Here is a 20,503-nt window from a genome sequence, read left to right on the forward strand (position 1 = left end):
CCCGCGAGATCCGTAAAATAAAAATAAAATAATGACGAGGTATGACATCGTGACGGACAATAGCCTGCATTCATCATGCACACTTCAGCAACGCTCAAATTTGATTGCCGATCTCGTAATGGGGCGTATCACGCCTGCGCCAATCTGGCAAAAACGCAATTATCGGCTCAAATTCTTGCTGCGTACGGCGCTGTTTTACCAGCCAACCCGCGAAATGCTGGACACCCTTTCGGCTCGTAGTGATTTCCGCCAACTGCTGGCTGCGCAGGCTACACTTCCAGGTAAAGTACATCGTCAGTATTTAGTGCGCGATCTAAACGCGCGTCAGCGTTCCCAGGCCATCATCAGCCATTATCAGTACGTCGACTCGCTGGGTGAAAACCGGCTGGCGGCGGCTATGATATCGCCATCAGAACGACCTCTACTGACGCTGTCTGGTAAAGACGATGCGGCCTTTACGCTCTTTGCCTCGTCGGCCGGGAAAGCAGAGCGGGAAGGTGAAACCACCCTTTGGCTTCGCGATAACCATCACCAGTTGTTGGCCAGCGCCACGTTTAGCGTAGTCCGCCACCAAGGACAGTGGCAACTGGTCATCGGCGGCCTGCAGGGGCCGCGTCGGCATGTTTCCCATGACGTCATTAAACACGCAACCCGCGCCTGCTACGGTCTGTTTCCCAAACGCCTGCTGTTGGAGTTCATCTGGCTGCTGGCCGCCCGAAGCAATATTCAGGCTATTTACGGCGTCAGCGATAATGGTCATGTGTTTCGCGCGCTGCGCTATCGTTTAAGTAAAGGCCGGCACTTCCACGCCAGCTACGATGAGTTCTGGCAATCAATTGAAGGCGTGCGTCACGATAGTTATCGCTGGCGCCTACCGCTGAAGCTGGAAAGAAAATCGCTGGAGAGTATCGCCAGTAAAAAGCGCTCCGAATATCGCCGCCGTTTCCAGTTCATGGATGAGATGGCCGTACAGGTGGCTAATCTGCTAAGTGTAAAATAAATATTCACGTCTTATTACGAAAAAGATTCGCCGTTTTTAATAACGGCGTTTTCATTTGTACATTCTTTGGTTAATATCGTGGCCTGTTGATAATTGGTTTAAGTTGGCCATTGACCTATGAGTAAAACTGAGATTTTCCTGCTGCTGGTTATCCTGCTTATTTTAGTTAGCGCGCTGTGGTTTATTTTCAGTGACGAGATATGGGTATTGGTCAGCTATCTGGAAACCTTACTCTATCCTACGTTAATCGCCCCGGAATAAATGCCAACATGCTGACCGTCCATGGATTTATTTCTATCTTTATCAATTAGCGGCAAAACCTCTTCGCCCCTCTAAGAACCGCATTAATTGCATAACATTACATCATTGCCTCATTTAATTTATCATACAAATAGGTATACTACTGACTTCCGATGTAGACCCATCTTTCACCTGCACTATGGGTCTGGTTGTGTGCAGGTGTCTTCTTTCTGTTGTGTTTTTACACACCCTCAGCCTTTTTACAGCAACACGCTAGCAATACCGTGAATTGCAACCTGTAGATTGGCTGCGTTCTCAACGGTCTCCATGCGATAGAGCTACGATGTAACACACTTTTAGCAACCTTTTACCCCATGCTCCACCGGGGTAGAGGAGCTGATATGATCTGGCCGCCATATCGGGATAACTGACATCTGATGATCGGTGGCTGCAAGTTAACCTGACGTTTAGGTTGGCATATAAATATGAGCGTTATAGCTAATTTAATCTCTAAATCCGTCAATAAATCATTCACACCTCAAATACCAACAAACAACCCATACAGGAACAATATATAAAGAGCTAAAACACCGCATCGATTTATATTAAATATTTTCTGAAAAAGTAACAAAAAAAATGAACATCTAAAACAAAAAATCCATAACCAATTGATAATAATGAAAAATAAAAACAGAGCGCAATAATTGCTAATACTTGTAGATCACCACCCCCTCTTATTTATGCTGAGAGCCCGCATTGTAAGTGGTAACATCTGCGGAAATCCCCCCTCAGGTTGTTGATTAAATGAACAGCAAGCAAGAAATATTATCAATACATTATCTTCGCGGCATAGCAGCATTATTAGTCGTACTACTTCACATTTCCTGGTATATGGGTGATGAATGGGGGCATTTATTCGATGCCGGAAGGATTGGTGTGGATATATTTTTTATAATTAGTGGGTTTATTATTGCCTATGCTACAAGACATGGTAATGAAAATACGGCTTTATTCCTGGGGAAAAGACTTGTTCGAATTTACCCTTGCCTTTTTATTGTTTGGGTATTCTATTGCGTTACCGTTTTTCGCGACGCTAACCTATCGACCATGATTAAATCATTACTTCTGTTTCATAAAAATTACTCCGCCCCCGCTCCTGCGTATGACTTTAACCTGATGGGGACTCCATGGACGTTAACCTATGAAATTTATTTTTATATTGTATTTTCAGTAGCTATGAAAGTATCGCATAAATACAGATCCGTGCTATGTTCCCTGTTCTTAATAGCATTAACAGTCATATCTCAAATCACATATAATGGCACTTTTGAGTTCAACCGATATGTGTCTGCGAATATATTAGTACAACATTGGTATCAGGTTCCACTCAAAATTATTAGTACCACAATCACATGGGAATTCATTGCTGGGATGGCTCTTTTCGAACTGAGAGGATGGCTTGTAAAATATAGAAGCAAACTCGTTGAACAAGCCTTAATTATATTATCAATAATATATTTGACGATGTTATATGTCAATGGTGGTCATGGCTTACTATTCAAGGCTGGTATTTTTTACGGGGCATTTTTAATATTCTTCACAGCATTATACTTTGAAGCCGGGAATGCAATGTTCAAAAATAAGTTCCTGCATTTTCTGGGCAATATTTCATATTCGATGTATCTGATTCATTATGCAATTAACCAGTACATCAGAATTCATACCAACTGGATTTGGAGTGATATCCCAGGGGTTATAAAAGTCGCGGCTATACTCAGCCTGACTTTCGTCTTCTCTTATTTATCATATCGACTCATAGAATTACCCGCGATGAAAGTGTTTAAATACTATATAAAAAGACATTCTGTTAAAACGCATGAGACAAAGTTGGCCGTATAAAAAGGGAGTTGTCCCTCTCTTTGATCCTTCACACATCAAAGTTGCGCCATTTCACTAAAGCCGCATTTTGGGTATCGGAGTTGCCGTAACGGCAGGACGGCAATTTTTATGTAAAAATAATGTTAAGCTGGTTTTGGTTGTGATATAAGGTAGAAAGTTCAGCATTCGGCCGTTTGAGTACTCTCAGCGGGATGTGTGTAACTCGCTGAATAACAGATAAAAAGAGACCGAACACGATTCCTGTATTCGGTCCAGGGAAATGGCTCTTGGGAGAGAGCCGTGCGCTAAAAGTTGGCATTAATGCAGGCTAAGTCGCCTTGCCTTATAAGAATAGATGACTGTGACAGGTTTTCCAGTCCGCGACAAAAGTGGTTGAAAAATTGCTGACAAATAACAAAAAACCGCCGCGTTCTCTTACCAAACGTCGGCGGTTTTTTACCTTTAAAACAAAGTGATATAGGTCATTATCAACAAAGCTTTTGCGCTCGTTCGATAAATGGCGCCAGGCTCATTTTTTGCCCCGGATGCTGCGGATCGTCAGCCTGAATGATGGAAATCGGCTGTGCGGTAGTCTTACCGGCCTTCACTTCCTGCACGGCGACATCATTCAGCGGATACTGCACCAGGGTGCTCGGGTTGATGGCGTACAGCGCATTACCCGGGCGGCAGGTTAACATGACTTCTTCACGGGTGAACGCCCAGTTGTCCTTACCCACTTCAAAACGGCTCACGGTAATCACCTGTGGCGCCGCCAACGCGGCGCCTGAGCTTGCCAGTAACAACATTGTCAGAACGATTTTTTTCATCATTTAGCCAGTTAATTCAATTAGGTTGCCAGGTCGCGAACAGGCTGACGGCTAGTATTGCCAGCGCGGCAAGCGCCATTTCCAGCTGTGTAGTGCGTAAAATAGTTCGTTCCGCCCACGAGCCGTTACCTGACATTCGCGGTACCAGAACATACCTGTTCACCAGCGCAATTGCTACCATCCCGGCGACCAGCGCACATTTGAACAACAACATCACTCCCCACGGTGAATCGCCAATCAGCCGCCCCTGTATCAACAGCGTATTGCCAATCCCGCTGGCAATCGCGCCAGCCACGGCCAAATGCCCGTAGCGTGAAAAGCGCATCATGGCGGTTATGGCTACCTGACGCCAGCGCCCGCGCGCCAGCCGCAGGCAGTAGACAAATGGCAGCAGCCCACCGGCCCAGGCAGCGACGCAGAACAGATGTAGCGCGTGATTAGTACGCTGTAATGCGCCAGTCCAACCATCGTTCATCGCCGCATGCCCCACGCCTGCCATTAACAACAACTGCGCGCAAAATAGCAGCAACAACAGACGCGCCGGGCGACGCGGTTTGATCCACGCAACAGTCAGCGCAATCCACGCCAGTACCATCTGCCACAGCCAGACGCCGCCAAACTGCGTCCCGATAACAGCGCGCCAGATTGCAGGTTGCCAGACATCGTTCCAGCCATCCCCCATCAACCCGCCCTGCGCCATCAGCATCAAAGTGGCTGAAATAGCGCTAATCATTAGCAGGTAGCGCAGCAGTGGATAAAAACGCTGCATCAACAGGCGACGCAGCGAGACTGGCGCCCACCATGCGCCGTACAGCGCGCAACCGAAGGCCGTCATCAATGAGATGAAGTGGACAAACCGCAGGCCGACATATATTCCCGACAGCATGGTTTATTTCACGCTGAAGTGGTATTGCCCTTTGGTCTTATGGCCGTCAACGGAGACCACATGCCACTCTACGGTGTACTCGCCCGCCGCCAGCGGTTCATTCAGCGGCAGCGTTAATTGCGCTTTATTACCGTCGCTGCGGGCCAGTTTGCCGGTAGCCACTGGTTTATTCTGCGGGCCGCTGAGGGTCACGCCGCTGAAAGTGGTTTCCACCCCTTCGCTGAAGGTTAAGGTGAGCGCCTGCGGCGACGTTGAGACCGTCGAATCGGCCGCCGGGATTTGTTGCTGGAGATGGGCATGGGCAAAAGCGCTGGCGGTGGTCAACATAGCGCTGAGAAATACGGCGGCGTATAGCGCGCGTCCGGCGATGTTTCGCATTAACGTCATTCCTTTTTGTTATGTATGTTGGACAGAGAATAACCCTGTATAATAGCAGAGTCGAGCTAAGCATCCGGGACTTGCCTTTCAGCGTCACGCTTAGTAACTTTTGCGCCGTAATGAAGGAGGTACTGATGGCAAATAATCTGGCAAAAATTTCGCAAGATGAAATGGACAAGGTCAACGTTGACCTCGCAGCGGCCGGCGTCGCTTTTAAAGAACGCTACAATATGCCCGTCGTTGCCGATCTCGTCGAACGAGAGCAACCCGCTCACCTGCGCGACTGGTTTCGTGAACGACTGATCGCGCACCGTCTGGCATCCGTGTCACTTTCCCGCCTGCCGTATGAACCGAAAGCGAAATGATTGCTCATTCCTTGAGATTCTGCCCATTGGCAACCGCCGCGCATTCTATTACGCTGGTGTTTTTGGCGAGGAGTAAGCCATGCTGCGCGTAATCGATACCGAAACCTGCGGTTTACAGGGCGGCATAGTTGAAATTGCCTCCGTCGATATCATCGACGGCCAGATAACGAATCCCATGAGTCATCTGGTGCGCCCTGACCGCCCAATCAGCCCGCAGGCAATGGCAATCCATCGCATTACTGAAGAGATGGTGGCCGATAAGCCCTGGATTGAAGAAATCGTGCCGCACTACCAGGGCAGCCCATGGTATGTCGCCCATAACGCCAGTTTCGATCGCCGGGTATTACCGGAAATGAACGGCGAGTGGATTTGTACTATGAAGCTGGCGCGCCGCCTGTGGCCGGGGATTAAGTACAGCAATATGGGGTTGTATAAGTCGCGCAAGCTGAGCGTAGCTACCCCGCCGGGTTTGCATCACCACCGCGCGCTGTATGACTGCTATATCACCGCAGCCTTACTGCTGGATATTATGCAGGTCTCCGGCTGGTCGCCGGATGAAATGGCCAACATTACCGGCCGCCCGGCGCTGCTGACTACCTTTACCTTCGGCAAATATCGCGGCAAAGCGGTGTCGGAAGTGGCGGAAAACGATCCAGGCTATTTACGTTGGCTGTTCAATAACCTGGACCGGATGAGCCCGGAACTGCGTCTGACCCTTAAACACTATCTCGGCGAGTAACGCTACACTTCCACCTTGCCGGGCAAAGTCCCCTGCGCGAGGGCGATTAAAAAGGCGTATTCCAATGCCACGCCCTCGTAGCTTTTAAACCGTCCCGACTTGCCGCCATGCCCGGAATCCATATCGGTACATAGCAGCAGCAGATTGTCGTCGGTTTTCAGCTCGCGTAGCTTCGCCACCCACTTCGCGGGCTCCCAATATTGCACCTGCGAATCATGCAGCCCGGTGGTCACTAGCATATGCGGATAAGCCTGGGCAGATACGCCATCATAGGGGCTATAGCTCTTCATATAGTGATAATAGGTTTCGTCCTGCGGGTTTCCCCACTCCTCAAACTCACCGGTAGTGAGCGGAATAGATTCGTCGAGCATGGTGGTCAGTACGTCAACAAACGGCACCTGCGCCACTACGCCATGGAACAACTCCGGTCGTTGGTTAATCGCCACGCCCATCAGCATGCCGCCGGCGCTGCCGCCCATGCCATAACATAATTTAGGGTCGCCATATCCCTGCGCCAGCAGCGCATCGCAGACGTCCAGATAATCGTTAAAGGTATTCTTTTTGTTGAGGAATTTGCCGTCTTCATACCACTGCTGGCCAAGTTCGCCGCCGCCGCGAATATGGGCTATTGCAAAGACAAAACCGCGATCCAGCAGGCTCAGACGGCTGGCGCTAAAATCGGCGTCCATGCTGGCGCCGTAAGAGCCATAGCCGTACACCAGTAGCGGGTTGGCCCCTTTACGAAAGTGTTCGCGGTGATAGACCAGCGATACCGGCACCTCCACGCCGTCACGCGCTGTCACCCACAGATGTTCGCTGCGATAACAGGCAGCGTCAAAGCCCTGCACTTCCTGTTGTTTGATAACCCGCCGCTCGCCGGTATCCATATCCAGCTCAAACAGCGTATCCGGAGTAGTCATCGATGAATAACCATAGCGTAGCCGCGAGGTCTCCGGTTCCGGATTATAGGCAAGCCAGGTGACGTAGGCGGGATCGTCAAAGGCGATACCTACCACTTCTCGCGTTTTACGGTTGATTTGCCGCAGGCTGGTCAAGCCACGCTGACGCTCCTCAACCACCAGCCAGTCGGTGAATAGAGTAAAGCCTTCGAGCATCACGTCAGGACGCGCTGGGATCAGCGTCTGCCACTGGTCTTCATCGCGGAGCACGGTGCGGTAAAGCCCGAAGTTTTTGCCCTCGCGATTAGAACGCAGATAAAACGCGTGCTGATAATGGTCGAGGCTATATTCATGATCCTTACGTCGTGGCAAAAAACACACCGGTGTCGCATCGGGAAGCTCCGGGTTAAGTAATAACACTTCGCTGGTGGTGGCGCTGGCAAGATAAATCACCACAAACTGCTGGGAGGTAGTCTTATGCACGCTGACGTAAAACGTGTCGTCTTTCTCTTCGTAGACCAGGACATCGTTATCTGCGGTGGTGCCAATGGCATGCCGCCAGACCTGATAAGGCAGCAGCGTCGTCGGATGTTTGCGCACATACCACAAGAAGCGCGAGTCGTTGCTCCAGGCGAATCCTGGCGTGACGTTTTCCAGGATTTCAGCCGACCATTCGCCGCTGTTCAGATCCTTAAAACGTAAGCCATACTGACGCCGTGAAAGGTAATCTTCCGCCACCGCCATCAGCTGGTTGTTCGGCGCGACGCCTAATCCGCCGAGAGTGTAGAATTCGCTTTTCGCCGCCCGCTGGTTGGCGTCGAGCAAAATCTCCCATTCATCCCACTCTTCTTTGAGCACTGACTGACGTTGGTAAATCGCGTATTCACAGCCGGGTTCATAGACCTGACGATAGCGGTAGCCATTTTTGCTATAAGGTGCGGAGACCTCCCGCTGCGGAATGCGATCGATGATTTCTTTCAGCACCCGCTCCTGCAGGCTGCTTTGCGAGTCCATCACCTTTTTACCGTAGTCATTTTCCTGATGGAGATAATCCAGCACTTCCGGGTGCGCGCGTTCGTCATCGCGCAGCCAGTAGTAATTATCGATGCGAGTGTCGCCATGTAGCGTCATGGCGTGGGGGATCCGTTTGGCTTTCGGTAGCATGCGTTATTCTTCTGCGTCTTATTATGGAATCACAAAATCACTCAGGGCATCGTGCGCCCTGAACGATGTCGTGTCTATAAGGGTGGCAAAAGTGGCCAGCGATGCAAGCGGAACGCTCTCTTTTAAGAATCAAGCGCCTGCTTTTGCGCCTGAACATCGCGTTCTATCTCTTCGCGGACATCTTCAGGCAGTTTGAGCGCGTCACCGAGCGCATCCAGGTAGCTGCGCTCCATAAAATGGTCGATATCAATTACCGCACAGCTGAGGTAGTAAATTTCCAGCGCTTCTTGCCCATCGCGCACGCTTTGCGCCAGCCGCTGCGGGTCGAGCGGCTGGGTTAAAACCCTGTCGATCAACACCCGGCCTTGCACGTCGATGTTCGCCGCGCGCAACTGCTCTTCTATATGCTGACGTTCACGTTCGTCAATATGACCGTCGCTTTTGGCGGCAAAGACTAGCGCGGTAATCAGCCGCTCGCTGCGCGCATCGAGCACAACCGGTTCCTGGGCAGGCGCTGTTGATGTCTGTGTCACGATATCCGCCTGCTGACCGCGCATTTTTTGCTGATATTTATTCCACAGCACGCTGCCTGCCACCGCGCCGCCGCCAACCAGCAGCGCGCCGGTGCCATATTTCGCCAGCAGCTTGCGCGATGATTTGCTGGCGACCAATAAGCCCGCAAGACCGCCCAATGCGCCGGGCAGCAGGTTTTTAGCGGATGACGACTTTTCAGCGGAGACGGGGTTACCCTGCTGGCCCAGCAGGGACTGAAGTTGATTAAGCCAGTTAGCCATAACATTCCTCATAGCGCGAGATGCGATGCCATCAGCCTAAACGACGAGACGTCAGGAAATGTTATGGCTGGCTAAAGATGCGAAAATTTCCGTTGCGCCCGGTTATCAGGCAGCTTTCACTTTCCGCGGTTTTTTTGCGGCGCCTTCTTCGGCGGAAGAGGACTCAGCCTCGGCAATTGCCGACTCCGGCATTTCTGCCGCCGCATCAGCATGATCTTCTGCTTCCGGCAATTTCCCTGACTTCAGAATGTGGTGTAAGGCGTCTTTGCGCTCGGCCAGCCACATCGACATATTGTCACGCTGAGCTTCATCTAATTCCAGCGGGCACGCGACCAGCCAGTCATTGAGCACCTCTGCCAAATCGAGCATTTTGTCGTAAGCATCGGCCTCTTTTTTGCTGGCAAAAGACATTTTTTCCTCACCTTCACGGATCACGACGTATTTGATTTCAACCGCCATTGTGCAGCCTCTTTATACTGTATTTATATACAGTATATCAAATTTCGCCGCCGTTCTCAACTTACGCGTATAAAGACAGACGCAAACGTTTTCGTTTATAATGCGCGGCATGTTCTGTTTACGCTGAGAGTAGATTATGACTTTATTAGGTACCGCGCTGCGCCCCGCGGCCACGAAGGTAATGTTGTTAGGTTCCGGCGAGCTCGGAAAAGAAGTCGCCATTGAATGCCAGCGGTTGGGTATTGAAACCATCGCCGTCGACCGCTATCCCGATGCGCCGGCGATGCAGGTGGCCCATCGTTCTCACGTCATCAACATGCTGCACGGCGACGCGCTGCGTGAACTGATCGCCTTAGAAAAACCGGATTATATCGTGCCGGAGATCGAAGCCATTGCTACCGACACTCTGGTTGAACTGGAACAAGCCGGGCAAACAGTGGTGCCGACGGCGAGAGCCGCGAAACTCACCATGAATCGTGAAGGCATTCGCCGGCTGGCGGCAGAAGAACTGCTGATCCCCACCTCTGCCTATCGTTTTGCCGACAGTGAAGAAGGCTTCCGCGCTGCCGTCGCCGAAATTGGTCTGCCTTGTATCGTTAAGCCGGTGATGAGCTCCTCGGGTAAAGGCCAAAGTTTTATCCGCTCGGCTGAGCAGCTCAGCGCCGCCTGGCAATACGCTCAACAGGGCGGGCGCGCAGGCGCCGGACGCGTCATCGTCGAAGGAGTGGTAAATTTTGATTTTGAAATTACGCTGCTCACCGTCAGCGCCGTCGACGGCGTCCACTTTTGCGCCCCGGTAGGCCATCGTCAGGAAGATGGCGACTACCGTGAATCCTGGCAGCCCCAACAGATGAGCGATCTCGCGCTGCAACGCGCGCAGGAGATCGCCCGCAAAGTGGTGCTGGCGCTGGGTGGATATGGGCTCTTCGGCGTTGAATTGTTCGTTTGCGGCGATGAGGTGATCTTCAGCGAAGTCTCCCCTCGCCCGCACGATACCGGTATGGTCACTCTGATCTCGCAGGATCTATCGGAATTCGCCCTGCACGTTCGCGCCTTCCTTGGCCTGCCGATCGGCGCCATCCGCCAGTATGGCCCGGCGGCATCGGCGGTGATTTTACCGCAGCTAACCAGTGAGAACGTGACCTTTAGCAATCTGCAGGCCGCCGTCGGCGCGGGTCTGCAGTTGCGTCTGTTCGGTAAACCGGAAATCGCCGGCGCGCGTCGCCTGGGCGTTACGCTGGCGGTTGCTGATAACGTCGATGAAGCCATCAGCCGCGCCAAAACCGCCGCCGCCGCGGTTGTCGTGAAGGGATAAAAAAAGCCCGGTCGCTCACGCGCGCCGGGCTTCTGTCATTTAAGGCGCAGAAATTATTTCGCGCCTTCTACCGCTTCGCGGGCCAGTTTGGTGATGCGATCGTAGTCGCCGTTTTCCAGCGCGTCGGCTGGAACCAGCCAGGAGCCGCCGATGCACAGCACGCTGTTAAGCGCCAGATAGTCGCGGTAATTCGCCGGAGAGATGCCGCCGGTCGGGCAAAAACGAATGTGGCCGAATGGACCCGCAATCGCCTGCAGCGCTTTCACGCCGCCGTTCGCTTCCGCCGGGAAGAATTTGAACTCTTTCAGGCCATACTGCATGCCCAGCATCAGCTCGGATACGGTGCTAATACCCGGGATCAGCGGGATAGTGCCTTCGCCGGTCGCCGCTTTCAGCAGGGATTCGGTCAGGCCCGGGCTAATAGCGAACTGCGCGCCTGCTTCAGTAACGGCTTTCAGTTGCTCAACGTTGGTCACGGTGCCGGCGCCGACAATCGCCTCCGGCACTTCTTTGGCGATAGCGCGGATAGCTTCCAGCGCGCACTCGGTGCGCAGCGTGACTTCCAGAACGCGTACACCGCCTGCAACCAGCGCTTTCGCCATCGGCACCGCGTGTTCCAGCTTTTTCACCACGATAACCGGTACGACCGGGCCGTTAGTCAGGATTGCTTCTGCAGTTGTTTTCCAGTTTTTCATCAGAGTTTTCTCTCGCCAGATCTACAAATCGAATCGTCTTAAAAAGTAATGCAGGTTGCGCCCTGCTCGGCTCCGGAGAGCTTCTCGCGCAGCGCGCCGAACATCTCGCGGCCGGTACCGACCCGCGAGCTGCTCAGGTCAGGAATATGCGGCTGGCGGGCGGCCAATTCGGCTTCATCGACCAGCAGGGTCAACTCGCCGGTCTGCCCGTTAACGCGAATGATGTCGCCATCGCGCACTTTCGCCAGCAGCCCGCCATCGTAGGCTTCAGGAGTTACATGGATGGCTGACGGTACCTTGCCTGATGCGCCGGAAAGTCGGCCATCGGTGACCAGCGCAATTTTGAAACGGCGGTCCAATAATACACCAAGTGGCGGCATAAGTTTATGTAATTCTGGCATACCGTTCGCTTTCGGCCCCTGATGGCGTACGACGACTACGCAATCTTTATCCAGCAGCCCCGCTTCAAACGCGGGTAGCACGTCGTGCTGGCTCTCAAAGACGACCGCTGGCGCTTCGATAATCTGGTTCTCAACCGGCACTGCGGAGGTTTTCATTACCGCACGACCGAGGTTACCGCTCAGCACTTTGGTACCGCCATGGCGGGAGAACGGTTTCTCGAAGGTAGCGATGACCTGATCGTCAAGCGGCGCGGTCGCCCCTTCACGCCAGTCCAGTTCGCCGTTATTCAGCCATGGTTCCATGGTGTAACGCGACAGCCCGAAGCCGGCAACCGTGTTGACATCTTCGTGCAGCAATCCGCCTTTCAGCAGCTCGCGAACCAGTACCGGCACGCCGCCTGCCGCCTGGAAGTGGTTAATGTCCGCCGGACCGTTTGGATACAGACGCGCCAGCAGCGGCACCACATCGGAAAGATCGGAGAAATCATCCCAGTTAATGATAATGCCCGCCGCGCGCGCCATCGCCACCAGATGCATCGTGTGGTTGGTGGAACCGCCGGTCGCCAGCAGCGCAACGATACCGTTGACCACCACTTTTTCGTCAATCATTTTGCCCAGCGGCATCCACTCATTGCCGTTACCGGTCATGCGCGTCACCTGACGCGCGGCGGCGCTGGTCAGCGCTTCGCGCAGCGGAGCGTCCGGATGAACAAACGAGGAACCAGGCAACTGCATTCCCATAAACTCAACCACCATCTGGTTGGTGTTGGCGGTACCGTAGAAGGTACAGGTGCCCGGCGCATGATAAGAGGCGGCTTCGGATTCAAGCAGCGCCATACGGTCAACCTTACCTTCGGCGTACAGCTGACGAATGCGCACTTTTTCTTTATTCGGCAGGCCGCTGGCCATCGGGCCAGACGGAATAAATACCGACGGCAGATGGCCGAAGGAGAGCGCCGCCATGGTCAGTCCGGGAACAATTTTATCGCATACGCCCAGATACAACGCGCCGTCGAACATATTGTGCGACAGACCGATGGCGGCAGACATGGCAATCACTTCGCGGCTCAACAGCGACAGTTCCATACCATCCTGGCCCTGCGTCACGCCGTCACACATTGCCGGCACGCCGCCGGCCACTTGCCCTACCGCATTGGCGGAGTGCAAGGCTTTGCGAATGATATCCGGATAATGTTCATAAGGCTGGTGGGCGGACAACATATCGTTATAGGAGGTGATAATGGCGATGTTGTTGCGCAACATGCTCTTCAGTGACGCTTTATCTTCTGACTGACAGGCGGCAAAACCGTGCGCCAGGTTGCCGCAGGCCAACTGTGAACGATGGACGGTATCGCTTTTGGCTTGATTAATCCGTGCGAGGTAGGCTGAGCGGGTTTCGCGCGACCGTTCGATAATGCGATTTGTTACCCGTAACATTGTCGAATTCATAGAGGCTCCTCAAAATTTATCTGTCCGGCCACCGCGCGATGACGTCGAAGAATGGTGTACATGGCACCACCACTGGGGCTCAGGGGCAAAATGTCTACGGGCAGTGTAATAAAAAAAGCCCCGGGGGTGAATCCTCCCGGGGCTTAAAAGATTAAAAATTATGCGCCAGACTGCGCCAGATCATGTTACCGGTAAAATAACTCTCCCGGATTAACGATACACTTACTCGAATTCGTTCCAGGAACGGCCATCGCGGGTGATCATCGCCACCGACGCCACCGGTCCCCAGGTCCCTGCCTGGTAAGGCTTCGGCGCGTCGCCGTCGGCCGCCCATGCGCCGGTAATGGAGTCTACCCACTTCCACGCTTCTTCTACTTCATCGCGACGCACGAACAGAGCCTGGATACCGCGCATGGTTTCCAACAGCAGGCGTTCGTAGGCATCCGCCAGGTGAGTTTGATTGAAGGTTTCGGAGTAGCTCAGATCCAGCTTGGTGATCTGCAGATTATGCTTGTGATCGAGGCCTGGAACTTTGTTAAGCACCTGAATATCCACACCTTCATCCGGCTGCAGACGAATGGTCAATTTGTTCTGCGGCAGCTCCTGCCAGGTCTCTTTGAACAGGTTCAGTTCCGGAGTTTTGAAGTAAACTACCACTTCGGAGCATTTCGTCGGCAGGCGTTTACCGGTACGCAGGTAGAACGGAACCCCAGCCCAGCGCCAGTTATCGATATCCACGCGGATGGCCACAAAGGTCTCCGTATTACTGGATTTGTTAGCGCCCTCTTCTTCCAGATAGCCCGGTACTTTTTTGCCTTGCGCAAACCCGGCGGTGTACTGACCGCGGACGGTTTTCTCACGCACGTTCGAGCGATCGATACGGCGCAGCGATTTCAGCACTTTCACTTTTTCATCGCGGATGCTGTCGGCAGTCAGATCGGACGGCGGCGACATGGCGATCATGCACAGGATCTGCAGCAGATGGTTCTGGATCATGTCGCGCATCTGCCCGGCTTGATCGAAATAACCCCAGCGGCCTTCAATACCCACTTCTTCCGCCACGGTGATTTCAACGTGGTCAATGGTGCGGCAGTCCCAGTTATTGACGAACAAGGAGTTAGCAAAGCGCAGCGCCAACAGGTTCAGTACCGTCTCTTTGCCCAGGTAATGGTCGATACGGTAAACCTGGCACTCTTCGAAATACTCACCCACCTGGTCATTGATTTCACGCGAGGTTTCCAGTGAGGTTCCGAGCGGTTTTTCCATCACCACCCGCGCGGGTTTGGCATTCAGCTTCGCTTCGCCCAGACCTTTGCAGATAGCGCCGAATGTGCTGGGCGGCATCGCGAAGTAGTTAATGGTGACGCGGTTTTCCTGATCCAGCATTTCGCCCAGACGCGTAAAACCGCTGGTATCGTTGACATCAAGGTTACAGAAGTCCAGACGACCGCTCAGGGTATCCCATAGACCTTCGTCGATTTTCTCTTTCATGAAGGTTTCTAACGCTTCACGTACGACTTTAGTGTAAGCGTCTTTATCCCAATCGGCGCGACCTACGCCGATGATGCGGGTTTCAGGGTTAATCTGGCCAGCCTTTTCAAGCTGATACAGGGAAGGCAACAGTTTACGGCGCGCGAGGTCACCTTTCGCGCCGAAAATGACCAGATCGCATGCCTGGGCCGTTTGCGTTACCGCCATGTCATTCTCCTCAGTTGATAGTCTGGTGCTTATGCCAGGCTAAATTTGTAATTTTCTTACGCTGCACTGTACTGTGTTTACGAATTTCCTGAAACCCTTGGCGGTGCTTTCCCGACGTTACCGCACATAGAGGAAAAGCGTTCGCCGACAAATTGGGCATCAGGCTAAGAATGTTCGTTGTTTCGTCTGGTTTTCAGTTAGTAAAATACGACTCTGATCATGTAATGAAAAAAAACGACATTTTTTCTCGTCATTCCTCACCGCTTCTGATTGCGGAGGGGTATATTCTTGCTAAAACGCCTGATGATTTCACCCATTAATGAAATCGTTTCCATTGATGAGCGCCTGTAAACAATGAACATGCTGGAAAAAATCCAGTCCCGACTGGAAAACCTTAGCAAATCTGAACGCAAAGTGGCGGAAGTCATTCTTGCCACCCCGGCGCAGGCCATTCACTCAAGCATTGCGGCCCTGGCGCTGGAAGCCGGCGTCAGCGAGCCGACCGTAAACCGATTTTGTCGCAGCCTGGAAACCCGGGGCTTCCCCGATTTTAAACTGCATCTGGCACAAAGTCTGGCACACGGTACCCTCTATGTTAACCGTAATGTCGATGAAGACGACAGCGTCGAATCCTATACGGCGAAAATTTTCGAATCAGCAATGGCCAGCCTCGATCAGGTGCATCACGCGCTGGATATGTCGGCGGTCAACCGGGCAGTGGATCTGCTTACCCAGGCGAAGAAAATTTCCTTCTTCGGCCTGGGGTCTTCAGCCGCCGTCGCGCATGACGCGATGAATAAATTTTTCCGTTTTAACGTCCCGGTCATCTACTCCGACGATATTGTCCTGCAGCGCATGAGCTGTATGAATTGTAACGATGATGACGTGGTGGTCATCATTTCACACACCGGGCGCACCAAAAGCCTGGTTGAACTGGCGCAGCTGGCGCGTGAAAACGATGCCATGGTCATTGCCATTACTTCAGCCGGCACCCCGCTGGCGCGGGAGTCGACGCTGGCCATTACTCTGGACGTCCCGGAAGACACCGATATTTATATGCCAATGGTGTCGCGTCTGGCCCAGCTCACGGTAATTGATGTGCTGGCGACCGGCTTCACCCTGCGCCGCGGAGCAAAATTCAGAGATAACTTGAAGAGGGTCAAGGAAGCGCTGAAGGAATCGCGCTTTGATAAAGAACTACTCATGAGTAGTGATAAACAATAATAGTCATTATAAGTCAGAGACCAATTATGTCTCGGCAGCGTAGCAGTTCCGCCCGTTAGCGGATTTGGCGCTACCGAATCCATGTTCACGCAACACCAAAGTTGTTTTAGTCAACGGAGTATTACATGTCCAGAAGGCTTCGCAGAACCAAAATCGTAACGACCTTAGGTCCGGCAACTGACCGCGATAACAACCTCGAAAAGGTTATCGCCGCGGGCGCTAACGTCGTACGCATGAACTTCTCTCACGGTACCCCGGAAGATCACCAGCTCCGCGCAGACAAAGTCCGTGAAATTGCAGCAAAACTGGGCCGTCACGTAGCGATTCTCGGCGACCTGCAGGGGCCGAAAATCCGTGTCTCTACCTTCAAAGAAGGCAAAATTTTCCTTAACATTGGCGACAAATTCCTGCTCGACGCCAACCTGGGTAAAGGTGAAGGCGATAAAGAAAAAGTCGGCATCGACTATAAAGGCCTGCCGGCGGACGTCGTGCCAGGCGATATCCTGCTGCTCGATGATGGTCGCGTGCAGCTGAAGGTCCTGGAAGTACAGGGGATGAAAGTTTTCACCGAAGTTACCGTTGGTGGCCCGCTATCTAACAATAAAGGTATCAACAAACTCGGCGGCGGGCTGTCTGCAGAAGCATTAACCGATAAAGACAAAGCCGACATCGTTACCGCCGCAAAAATTGGCGTTGATTACCTGGCGGTCTCCTTCCCGCGTTGCGGCGAAGACCTGAACTACGCGCGCCGTCTGGCCCGTGACGCTGGCTGCGATGCGAAAATCGTCGCCAAAGTCGAACGTGCGGAAGCGGTCTGCGATCAGGATGCCATGGACGACGTTATTCTCGCCTCCGACGTGGTGATGGTGGCTCGCGGCGATCTCGGTGTGGAAATCGGCGATCCGGAACTGGTGGGTATCCAGAAGGCGCTGATCCGCCGCGCTCGCCAGCTTAACCGCTCGGTCATCACCGCCACGCAGATGATGGAATCGATGATCACCAATCCAATGCCGACCCGTGCGGAAGTCATGGACGTGGCGAACGCCGTGCTGGACGGTACCGATGCCGTAATGCTGTCCGCAGAAACCGCTGCCGGCCAGTATCCGTCAGAAACCGTCGCCGCGATGGCGCGCGTGTGCCTGGGCGCAGAGAAGATCCCAAGTCTCAACGTTTCCAAACACCGTCTTGACGTCCAGTTCGACAATGTCGAAGAAGCGATTGCCATGTCGGCGATGTATGCGGCCAACCACCTGAAAGGCATTACCGCGATTATCACCATGACCGAGTCCGGCCGCACCGCGCTGATGACTTCGCGTATCAGTTCCGGCCTGCCGATTTTCGCCCTCTCCCGTCACGAGCGCACCCTGAACCTGACGGCGCTCTATCGTGGCGTGACGCCGGTGCATTTCGATAGCCATAACGACGGCGTTGCCGCCGCGCACGATGCGGTTAACCTGCTACGTGATAAAGGCTATCTGGTCTCCGGCGACCTGGTGGTCGTCACCCAGGGCGACGTGATGAGCACCATTGGCAGCACCAACACCACCCGTATTCTGACCGTCGAGTAATCGCCTTCAGTGATGGGAAAGCCTCCTTACGGAGGCTTTTTTATGCTTGTTATTCTGGTAAATGCAGGCGCCATAGCCCTGCTCAGCGCAGCACATACAGCTTACTTCTTCGGAAACAGTTCTTTGCGCTTATAAGGCTCAGTTTCGCCCGGCTTACGCGTCTTCAGCAGTTTCAGGATCCAAGTATACTGTTCGGTGTGCGGCCTGACGAAAATCTCAACCTCTTCGTTCATACGACGCGCAATCGTCGTGTCATCGGCTTCCAGCAGATCGTCCATCGGCGGGCGTACCAGTACCGTCAGACGATGCGTTTTACCGTCATACACCGGGAACAGCGGCACTACGCGCGCACGGCAGACTTTCATCAGACGGCCAATCGCCGGGAGCGTCGCTTTGTAAGTCGCAAAGAAATCGACAAATTCGCTATGCTCGGCGCCGTGATCCTGGTCGGGCAGATAATAGCCCCAGTAGCCCTGGCGCACCGATTGAATAAACGGCTTGATACCATCGTTACGCGCGTGCATGCGCCCGCCAAAACGACGGCGTACGGTGTTCCAGACGTAATCAAAGACCGGATTTCCCTGGTTATGGAACATCGCCGCCATTTTTTGCCCGCCTGAAGCCATCAGCATCGCCGGAATATCCACGCCCCAGGCGTGCGGCACTAAAAAGATGACCTTTTCATTATTACGGCGCATCTCGTCAATGATCTCTTTCCCCTGCCAGTCAACGCGGGACATCACGCGCTGCGGATCGCGCATGCCGAGTTCGGCCATCATCACCATTGCCTGCGGAGCCGACATATACATCGCATCGATGATAGCTTCACGCTCTTGTTCGCTTTTTTCCGGGAAGCAGTACAGCAGGTTAATCTGCGCCCGACGACGGGAGCTTTTTGCCAGACGGCCTACAAAACGCCCCAGTTTGCCGAGAATGGGGTCGCGGAAAGAGGGAGGCGTCAGCGCGATTCCGGCGAAGGCGAAAACGCCCAGCCACGCGCCCCAGTAGCGCGGCAGTAAAAAAGATTTCTCAAATTTGGGGATAAATTCAATGTTATTTTTTTTCGTTTCCATGCCCGGTCCGCAGAAGGTCTGCTCAATCAATAAAGATAATGGCTTAGTTTAGCGATACGTCACTCATCGCACAAAAGAAAAAGCCGGCGCATAGCGGGCACCGGCTTTCAGTGAAGATAATTCAGACTAATCAAAGCGCAGCTGCGGGATAACCTCTTTGGCCTGCGCCAGGTAATCGGTACGGTCGGAACCGGTTAAACCTTCGGTACGCGGCAGTTTTGCCGTCAGCGGGTTAACCGCCTGCTGGTTGATCCAGACTTCATAGTGCAGGTGCGGGCCAGTAGAACGCCCGGTATTGCCCGACAGCGCGATACGGTCGCCGCGTTTCACTTTCTGCCCCGGTTTCACCAGCAGCTTACGCAGGTGCATATAACGGGTGGTATAGGTGCGGCCATGACGCACGGCAACATAGTAGCCTGCCGCGCCGCTGCGTTTCGCCACCACCACTTCACCATCGCCGACGGAAAGCACCGGCGTGCCCTGCGGCATAGCGAAGTCAACGCCGCGATGCGGCGCGACGCGACCGGTCACCGGATTCAGGCGACGCGGGTTGAAGTTGGACGACACGCGGAACTGACGCGAGGTCGGGAAGCGCAGGAAGCCCTTCGCCAGACCCGTACCGTTGCGATCGTAGAATTTGCCATCTTCGGCACGGATCGCGTAATAGTCTTTGCCATCGGAACGTAAACGCACGCCTAACAGCTGGCTCTGCTCGCGCTTGCCATCCAGCATTTCACGCGACATCAGAACCGAGAATTCATCGCCTTTTTTCAGCTTACGGAAGTCCATCTGCCACTGCATCGCTTTGATGACCGCGCTGATTTCCGTACTGGTGAGGCCAGCATCACGAGCACTGGAGACGAAGCTGGCGCCAACGGTGCCTTTCAGGACGTTATTGACCCAATCCCCTTTCTGCAGCTCGCTGCTCATTTTAAAGCCATTGGCGACGCGATTATAGGTACGCGTCTCGCGGCGCGACATCTCCCACGTCAGGCTTTGTAGATCGCCATCGGCGGTTAGCGTCCAGGAGAGCTGTTGTCCGATTTTAAGATTACGCAGCTCTTTATCAGCAGAGGAGAGTTGAGCGATGTCGCCCATATCAATACCGTACTGATTAAGAATACTGCTCAGCGTATCGCCCGTGGAAACCACATATTCATGGCCGCCGGAGTCGCTATCGGATTTATCGTCGAGCTCGTCCTGCGGGATAGCTTCTTCTTCCTGCGGCGCCTGATCGATGGGTTCGGAAGCTTCCGGCAACAAAGAGCGGATTTCGCTTTTTTCCAGCTCAATCGTTCTGACTATCGGGGCTGATTCCGGGTGGTAGATGTAGGGCCGCCAGACGGCGACCGCTAATGTTAGAACGCTCAACGACCCCAGCATAACGCGATGAGGTCGCGGCAAGTTGTTGAATGCCTGAGTGACAGCGCGGGCTATCTGTTGCACGTATT

The 20,503-nt window shown here is 53.4% G+C and carries 18 protein-coding genes and 1 pseudogene; 8 read left to right on the forward strand and 11 right to left on the reverse strand.

Features of this window, described 5'->3' with window-relative positions; translation table 11 throughout:
* Positions 1 to 31 precede the first annotated feature (31 nt).
* From ACSEMK_RS13645 to ACSEMK_RS13655, 3 genes are all read left to right on the forward strand, one after another.
* Positions 32 to 1,000 (forward strand): VirK/YbjX family protein, encoded by a 969-nt coding sequence (locus tag ACSEMK_RS13645; RefSeq protein ID WP_213794542.1) that lies wholly within the window; start codon positions 32 to 34, stop codon positions 998 to 1,000.
* A 117-nt stretch (positions 1,001 to 1,117) separates the two neighbouring features.
* On the forward strand, positions 1,118 to 1,261 hold the full coding sequence (locus ACSEMK_RS13650) for an Ecr family regulatory small membrane protein (protein WP_113373576.1): 144 nt from the start codon (positions 1,118 to 1,120) through the stop codon (positions 1,259 to 1,261).
* Between the two features lie 783 nt (positions 1,262 to 2,044).
* A complete protein-coding gene (locus ACSEMK_RS13655) occupies positions 2,045 to 3,139 on the forward strand; it encodes an acyltransferase family protein (RefSeq protein WP_430914546.1) in 1,095 nt (364 codons plus the stop codon).
* A 467-nt stretch (positions 3,140 to 3,606) separates the two neighbouring features.
* Here ACSEMK_RS13655 and ACSEMK_RS13660 read toward each other — a convergent pair whose 3' ends face one another.
* From ACSEMK_RS13660 to yobA, 3 genes are read right to left on the reverse strand one after another with little or no spacing between them, the layout of a single operon-like run.
* Positions 3,607 to 3,948 carry a YebY family protein gene (locus ACSEMK_RS13660; RefSeq protein ID WP_430914547.1) on the reverse strand — a complete coding sequence of 114 codons (342 nt, stop codon included), beginning with the start codon at positions 3,946 to 3,948 and terminating at the stop codon, positions 3,607 to 3,609.
* 13 nt (positions 3,949 to 3,961) lie between these two features.
* Complete coding sequence (copD, locus tag ACSEMK_RS13665) at positions 3,962 to 4,831, reverse strand: copper homeostasis membrane protein CopD (protein ID WP_113373574.1); 870 nt, start codon at positions 4,829 to 4,831, stop codon at positions 3,962 to 3,964.
* A 3-nt stretch (positions 4,832 to 4,834) separates the two neighbouring features.
* On the reverse strand, positions 4,835 to 5,209 hold the full coding sequence (gene yobA / locus ACSEMK_RS13670) for a CopC domain-containing protein YobA (RefSeq protein WP_087860547.1): 375 nt from the start codon (positions 5,207 to 5,209) through the stop codon (positions 4,835 to 4,837).
* Positions 5,210 to 5,343: 134 nt separating this feature from the next.
* On the opposite strand from yobA, the gene ACSEMK_RS13675 reads away from it, so the two are divergent.
* Together ACSEMK_RS13675 and exoX are read left to right on the forward strand one after the other, a co-directional pair.
* Positions 5,344 to 5,574, forward strand: coding sequence for a DNA polymerase III subunit theta (locus ACSEMK_RS13675; protein WP_015366007.1), 231 nt, complete (start codon positions 5,344 to 5,346; stop codon positions 5,572 to 5,574).
* Positions 5,575 to 5,653: 79 nt separating this feature from the next.
* Positions 5,654 to 6,313, forward strand: coding sequence for an exodeoxyribonuclease X (gene exoX, locus ACSEMK_RS13680; RefSeq protein WP_087860546.1), 660 nt, complete (start codon positions 5,654 to 5,656; stop codon positions 6,311 to 6,313).
* Between the two features lie 2 nt (positions 6,314 to 6,315).
* Here the strand turns inward: exoX and ptrB are convergent, their stop codons facing one another.
* From ptrB to ACSEMK_RS13695, 3 genes are all read right to left on the reverse strand, one after another.
* The gene (ptrB, locus tag ACSEMK_RS13685; RefSeq protein WP_430914548.1) at positions 6,316 to 8,376 is read right to left on the reverse strand and encodes an oligopeptidase B; all 2,061 of its coding nucleotides are present in this window, start codon (positions 8,374 to 8,376) and stop codon (positions 6,316 to 6,318) included.
* A 122-nt stretch (positions 8,377 to 8,498) separates the two neighbouring features.
* Positions 8,499 to 9,170, reverse strand: coding sequence for a tellurite resistance TerB family protein (locus ACSEMK_RS13690; protein ID WP_113373572.1), 672 nt, complete (start codon positions 9,168 to 9,170; stop codon positions 8,499 to 8,501).
* A 105-nt stretch (positions 9,171 to 9,275) separates the two neighbouring features.
* A complete protein-coding gene (locus ACSEMK_RS13695; protein WP_113373571.1) occupies positions 9,276 to 9,629 on the reverse strand; it encodes a YebG family protein in 354 nt (117 codons plus the stop codon).
* Between the two features lie 136 nt (positions 9,630 to 9,765).
* Between ACSEMK_RS13695 and purT the strand changes: the two genes are divergently transcribed.
* Entirely contained in the window at positions 9,766 to 10,944 is a 1,179-nt protein-coding gene (gene purT, locus ACSEMK_RS13700) for a formate-dependent phosphoribosylglycinamide formyltransferase (protein ID WP_430914549.1), read from the forward strand.
* Positions 10,945 to 10,997: 53 nt separating this feature from the next.
* On the opposite strand, the gene ACSEMK_RS13705 is transcribed toward purT, so the two are convergent.
* The 3 genes from ACSEMK_RS13705 to zwf form a co-directional block, all read right to left on the reverse strand.
* Entirely contained in the window at positions 10,998 to 11,639 is a 642-nt protein-coding gene (locus tag ACSEMK_RS13705) for a bifunctional 4-hydroxy-2-oxoglutarate aldolase/2-dehydro-3-deoxy-phosphogluconate aldolase (protein ID WP_015366001.1), read from the reverse strand.
* Between the two features lie 38 nt (positions 11,640 to 11,677).
* Positions 11,678 to 13,489 (reverse strand): phosphogluconate dehydratase, encoded by a 1,812-nt coding sequence (gene edd / locus ACSEMK_RS13710; RefSeq protein WP_087860541.1) that lies wholly within the window; start codon positions 13,487 to 13,489, stop codon positions 11,678 to 11,680.
* Between the two features lie 222 nt (positions 13,490 to 13,711).
* Positions 13,712 to 15,187 carry a glucose-6-phosphate dehydrogenase gene (gene zwf / locus ACSEMK_RS13715; protein ID WP_045390321.1) on the reverse strand — a complete coding sequence of 492 codons (1,476 nt, stop codon included), beginning with the start codon at positions 15,185 to 15,187 and terminating at the stop codon, positions 13,712 to 13,714.
* 319 nt (positions 15,188 to 15,506) lie between these two features.
* On the opposite strand from zwf, the pseudogene ACSEMK_RS13720 reads away from it, so the two are divergent.
* Positions 15,507 to 16,411 (forward strand): annotated as a pseudogene (locus tag ACSEMK_RS13720) (MurR/RpiR family transcriptional regulator).
* Between the two features lie 125 nt (positions 16,412 to 16,536).
* Positions 16,537 to 17,979: a pyruvate kinase gene (gene pyk, locus ACSEMK_RS13725; RefSeq protein WP_015365996.1), complete on the forward strand. Its 1,443-nt coding sequence runs from the start codon at positions 16,537 to 16,539 to the stop codon at positions 17,977 to 17,979.
* A gap of 101 nt (positions 17,980 to 18,080) precedes the next feature.
* Here pyk and lpxM read toward each other — a convergent pair whose 3' ends face one another.
* Both lpxM and mepM read right to left on the reverse strand, forming a co-directional pair.
* A complete protein-coding gene (gene lpxM / locus ACSEMK_RS13730; RefSeq protein WP_045376153.1) occupies positions 18,081 to 19,052 on the reverse strand; it encodes a lauroyl-Kdo(2)-lipid IV(A) myristoyltransferase in 972 nt (323 codons plus the stop codon).
* Between the two features lie 126 nt (positions 19,053 to 19,178).
* Positions 19,179 to 20,498, reverse strand: coding sequence for a murein DD-endopeptidase MepM (mepM, locus tag ACSEMK_RS13735; protein WP_045376156.1), 1,320 nt, complete (start codon positions 20,496 to 20,498; stop codon positions 19,179 to 19,181).
* Positions 20,499 to 20,503: the final 5 nt, after the last annotated feature.

This window comes from Klebsiella sp. K-3 (genome assembly GCF_051207495.1).
GTDB classification, from domain to species: domain Bacteria; phylum Pseudomonadota; class Gammaproteobacteria; order Enterobacterales; family Enterobacteriaceae; genus Klebsiella; species Klebsiella aerogenes.

What these genes read in the sequence shown, in the direction of transcription:
- lpxM (WP_045376153.1), bottom strand. Translation starts at nt 19,052, where the DNA reads ATGGAAACGAAAAAAAATAACATTGAATTTATCCCCAAATTTGAGAAA.
- zwf (WP_045390321.1), bottom strand. Translation starts at nt 15,187, where the DNA reads ATGGCGGTAACGCAAACGGCCCAGGCATGCGATCTGGTCATTTTCGGC.
- yobA (WP_087860547.1), bottom strand. Translation starts at nt 5,209, where the DNA reads ATGCGAAACATCGCCGGACGCGCGCTATACGCCGCCGTATTTCTCAGC.
- ACSEMK_RS13695 (WP_113373571.1), bottom strand. Translation starts at nt 9,629, where the DNA reads ATGGCGGTTGAAATCAAATACGTCGTGATCCGTGAAGGTGAGGAAAAA.
- ACSEMK_RS13645 (WP_213794542.1), top strand. Translation starts at nt 32, where the DNA reads ATGACGAGGTATGACATCGTGACGGACAATAGCCTGCATTCATCATGC.
- exoX (WP_087860546.1), top strand. Translation starts at nt 5,654, where the DNA reads ATGCTGCGCGTAATCGATACCGAAACCTGCGGTTTACAGGGCGGCATA.
- ACSEMK_RS13705 (WP_015366001.1), bottom strand. Translation starts at nt 11,639, where the DNA reads ATGAAAAACTGGAAAACAACTGCAGAAGCAATCCTGACTAACGGCCCG.
- purT (WP_430914549.1), top strand. Translation starts at nt 9,766, where the DNA reads ATGACTTTATTAGGTACCGCGCTGCGCCCCGCGGCCACGAAGGTAATG.
- ACSEMK_RS13660 (WP_430914547.1), bottom strand. Translation starts at nt 3,948, where the DNA reads ATGATGAAAAAAATCGTTCTGACAATGTTGTTACTGGCAAGCTCAGGC.
- ACSEMK_RS13675 (WP_015366007.1), top strand. Translation starts at nt 5,344, where the DNA reads ATGGCAAATAATCTGGCAAAAATTTCGCAAGATGAAATGGACAAGGTC.
- copD (WP_113373574.1), bottom strand. Translation starts at nt 4,831, where the DNA reads ATGCTGTCGGGAATATATGTCGGCCTGCGGTTTGTCCACTTCATCTCA.
- ptrB (WP_430914548.1), bottom strand. Translation starts at nt 8,376, where the DNA reads ATGCTACCGAAAGCCAAACGGATCCCCCACGCCATGACGCTACATGGC.
- pyk (WP_015365996.1), top strand. Translation starts at nt 16,537, where the DNA reads ATGTCCAGAAGGCTTCGCAGAACCAAAATCGTAACGACCTTAGGTCCG.
- ACSEMK_RS13650 (WP_113373576.1), top strand. Translation starts at nt 1,118, where the DNA reads ATGAGTAAAACTGAGATTTTCCTGCTGCTGGTTATCCTGCTTATTTTA.
- ACSEMK_RS13655 (WP_430914546.1), top strand. Translation starts at nt 2,045, where the DNA reads ATGAACAGCAAGCAAGAAATATTATCAATACATTATCTTCGCGGCATA.
- ACSEMK_RS13690 (WP_113373572.1), bottom strand. Translation starts at nt 9,170, where the DNA reads ATGGCTAACTGGCTTAATCAACTTCAGTCCCTGCTGGGCCAGCAGGGT.
- edd (WP_087860541.1), bottom strand. Translation starts at nt 13,489, where the DNA reads ATGAATTCGACAATGTTACGGGTAACAAATCGCATTATCGAACGGTCG.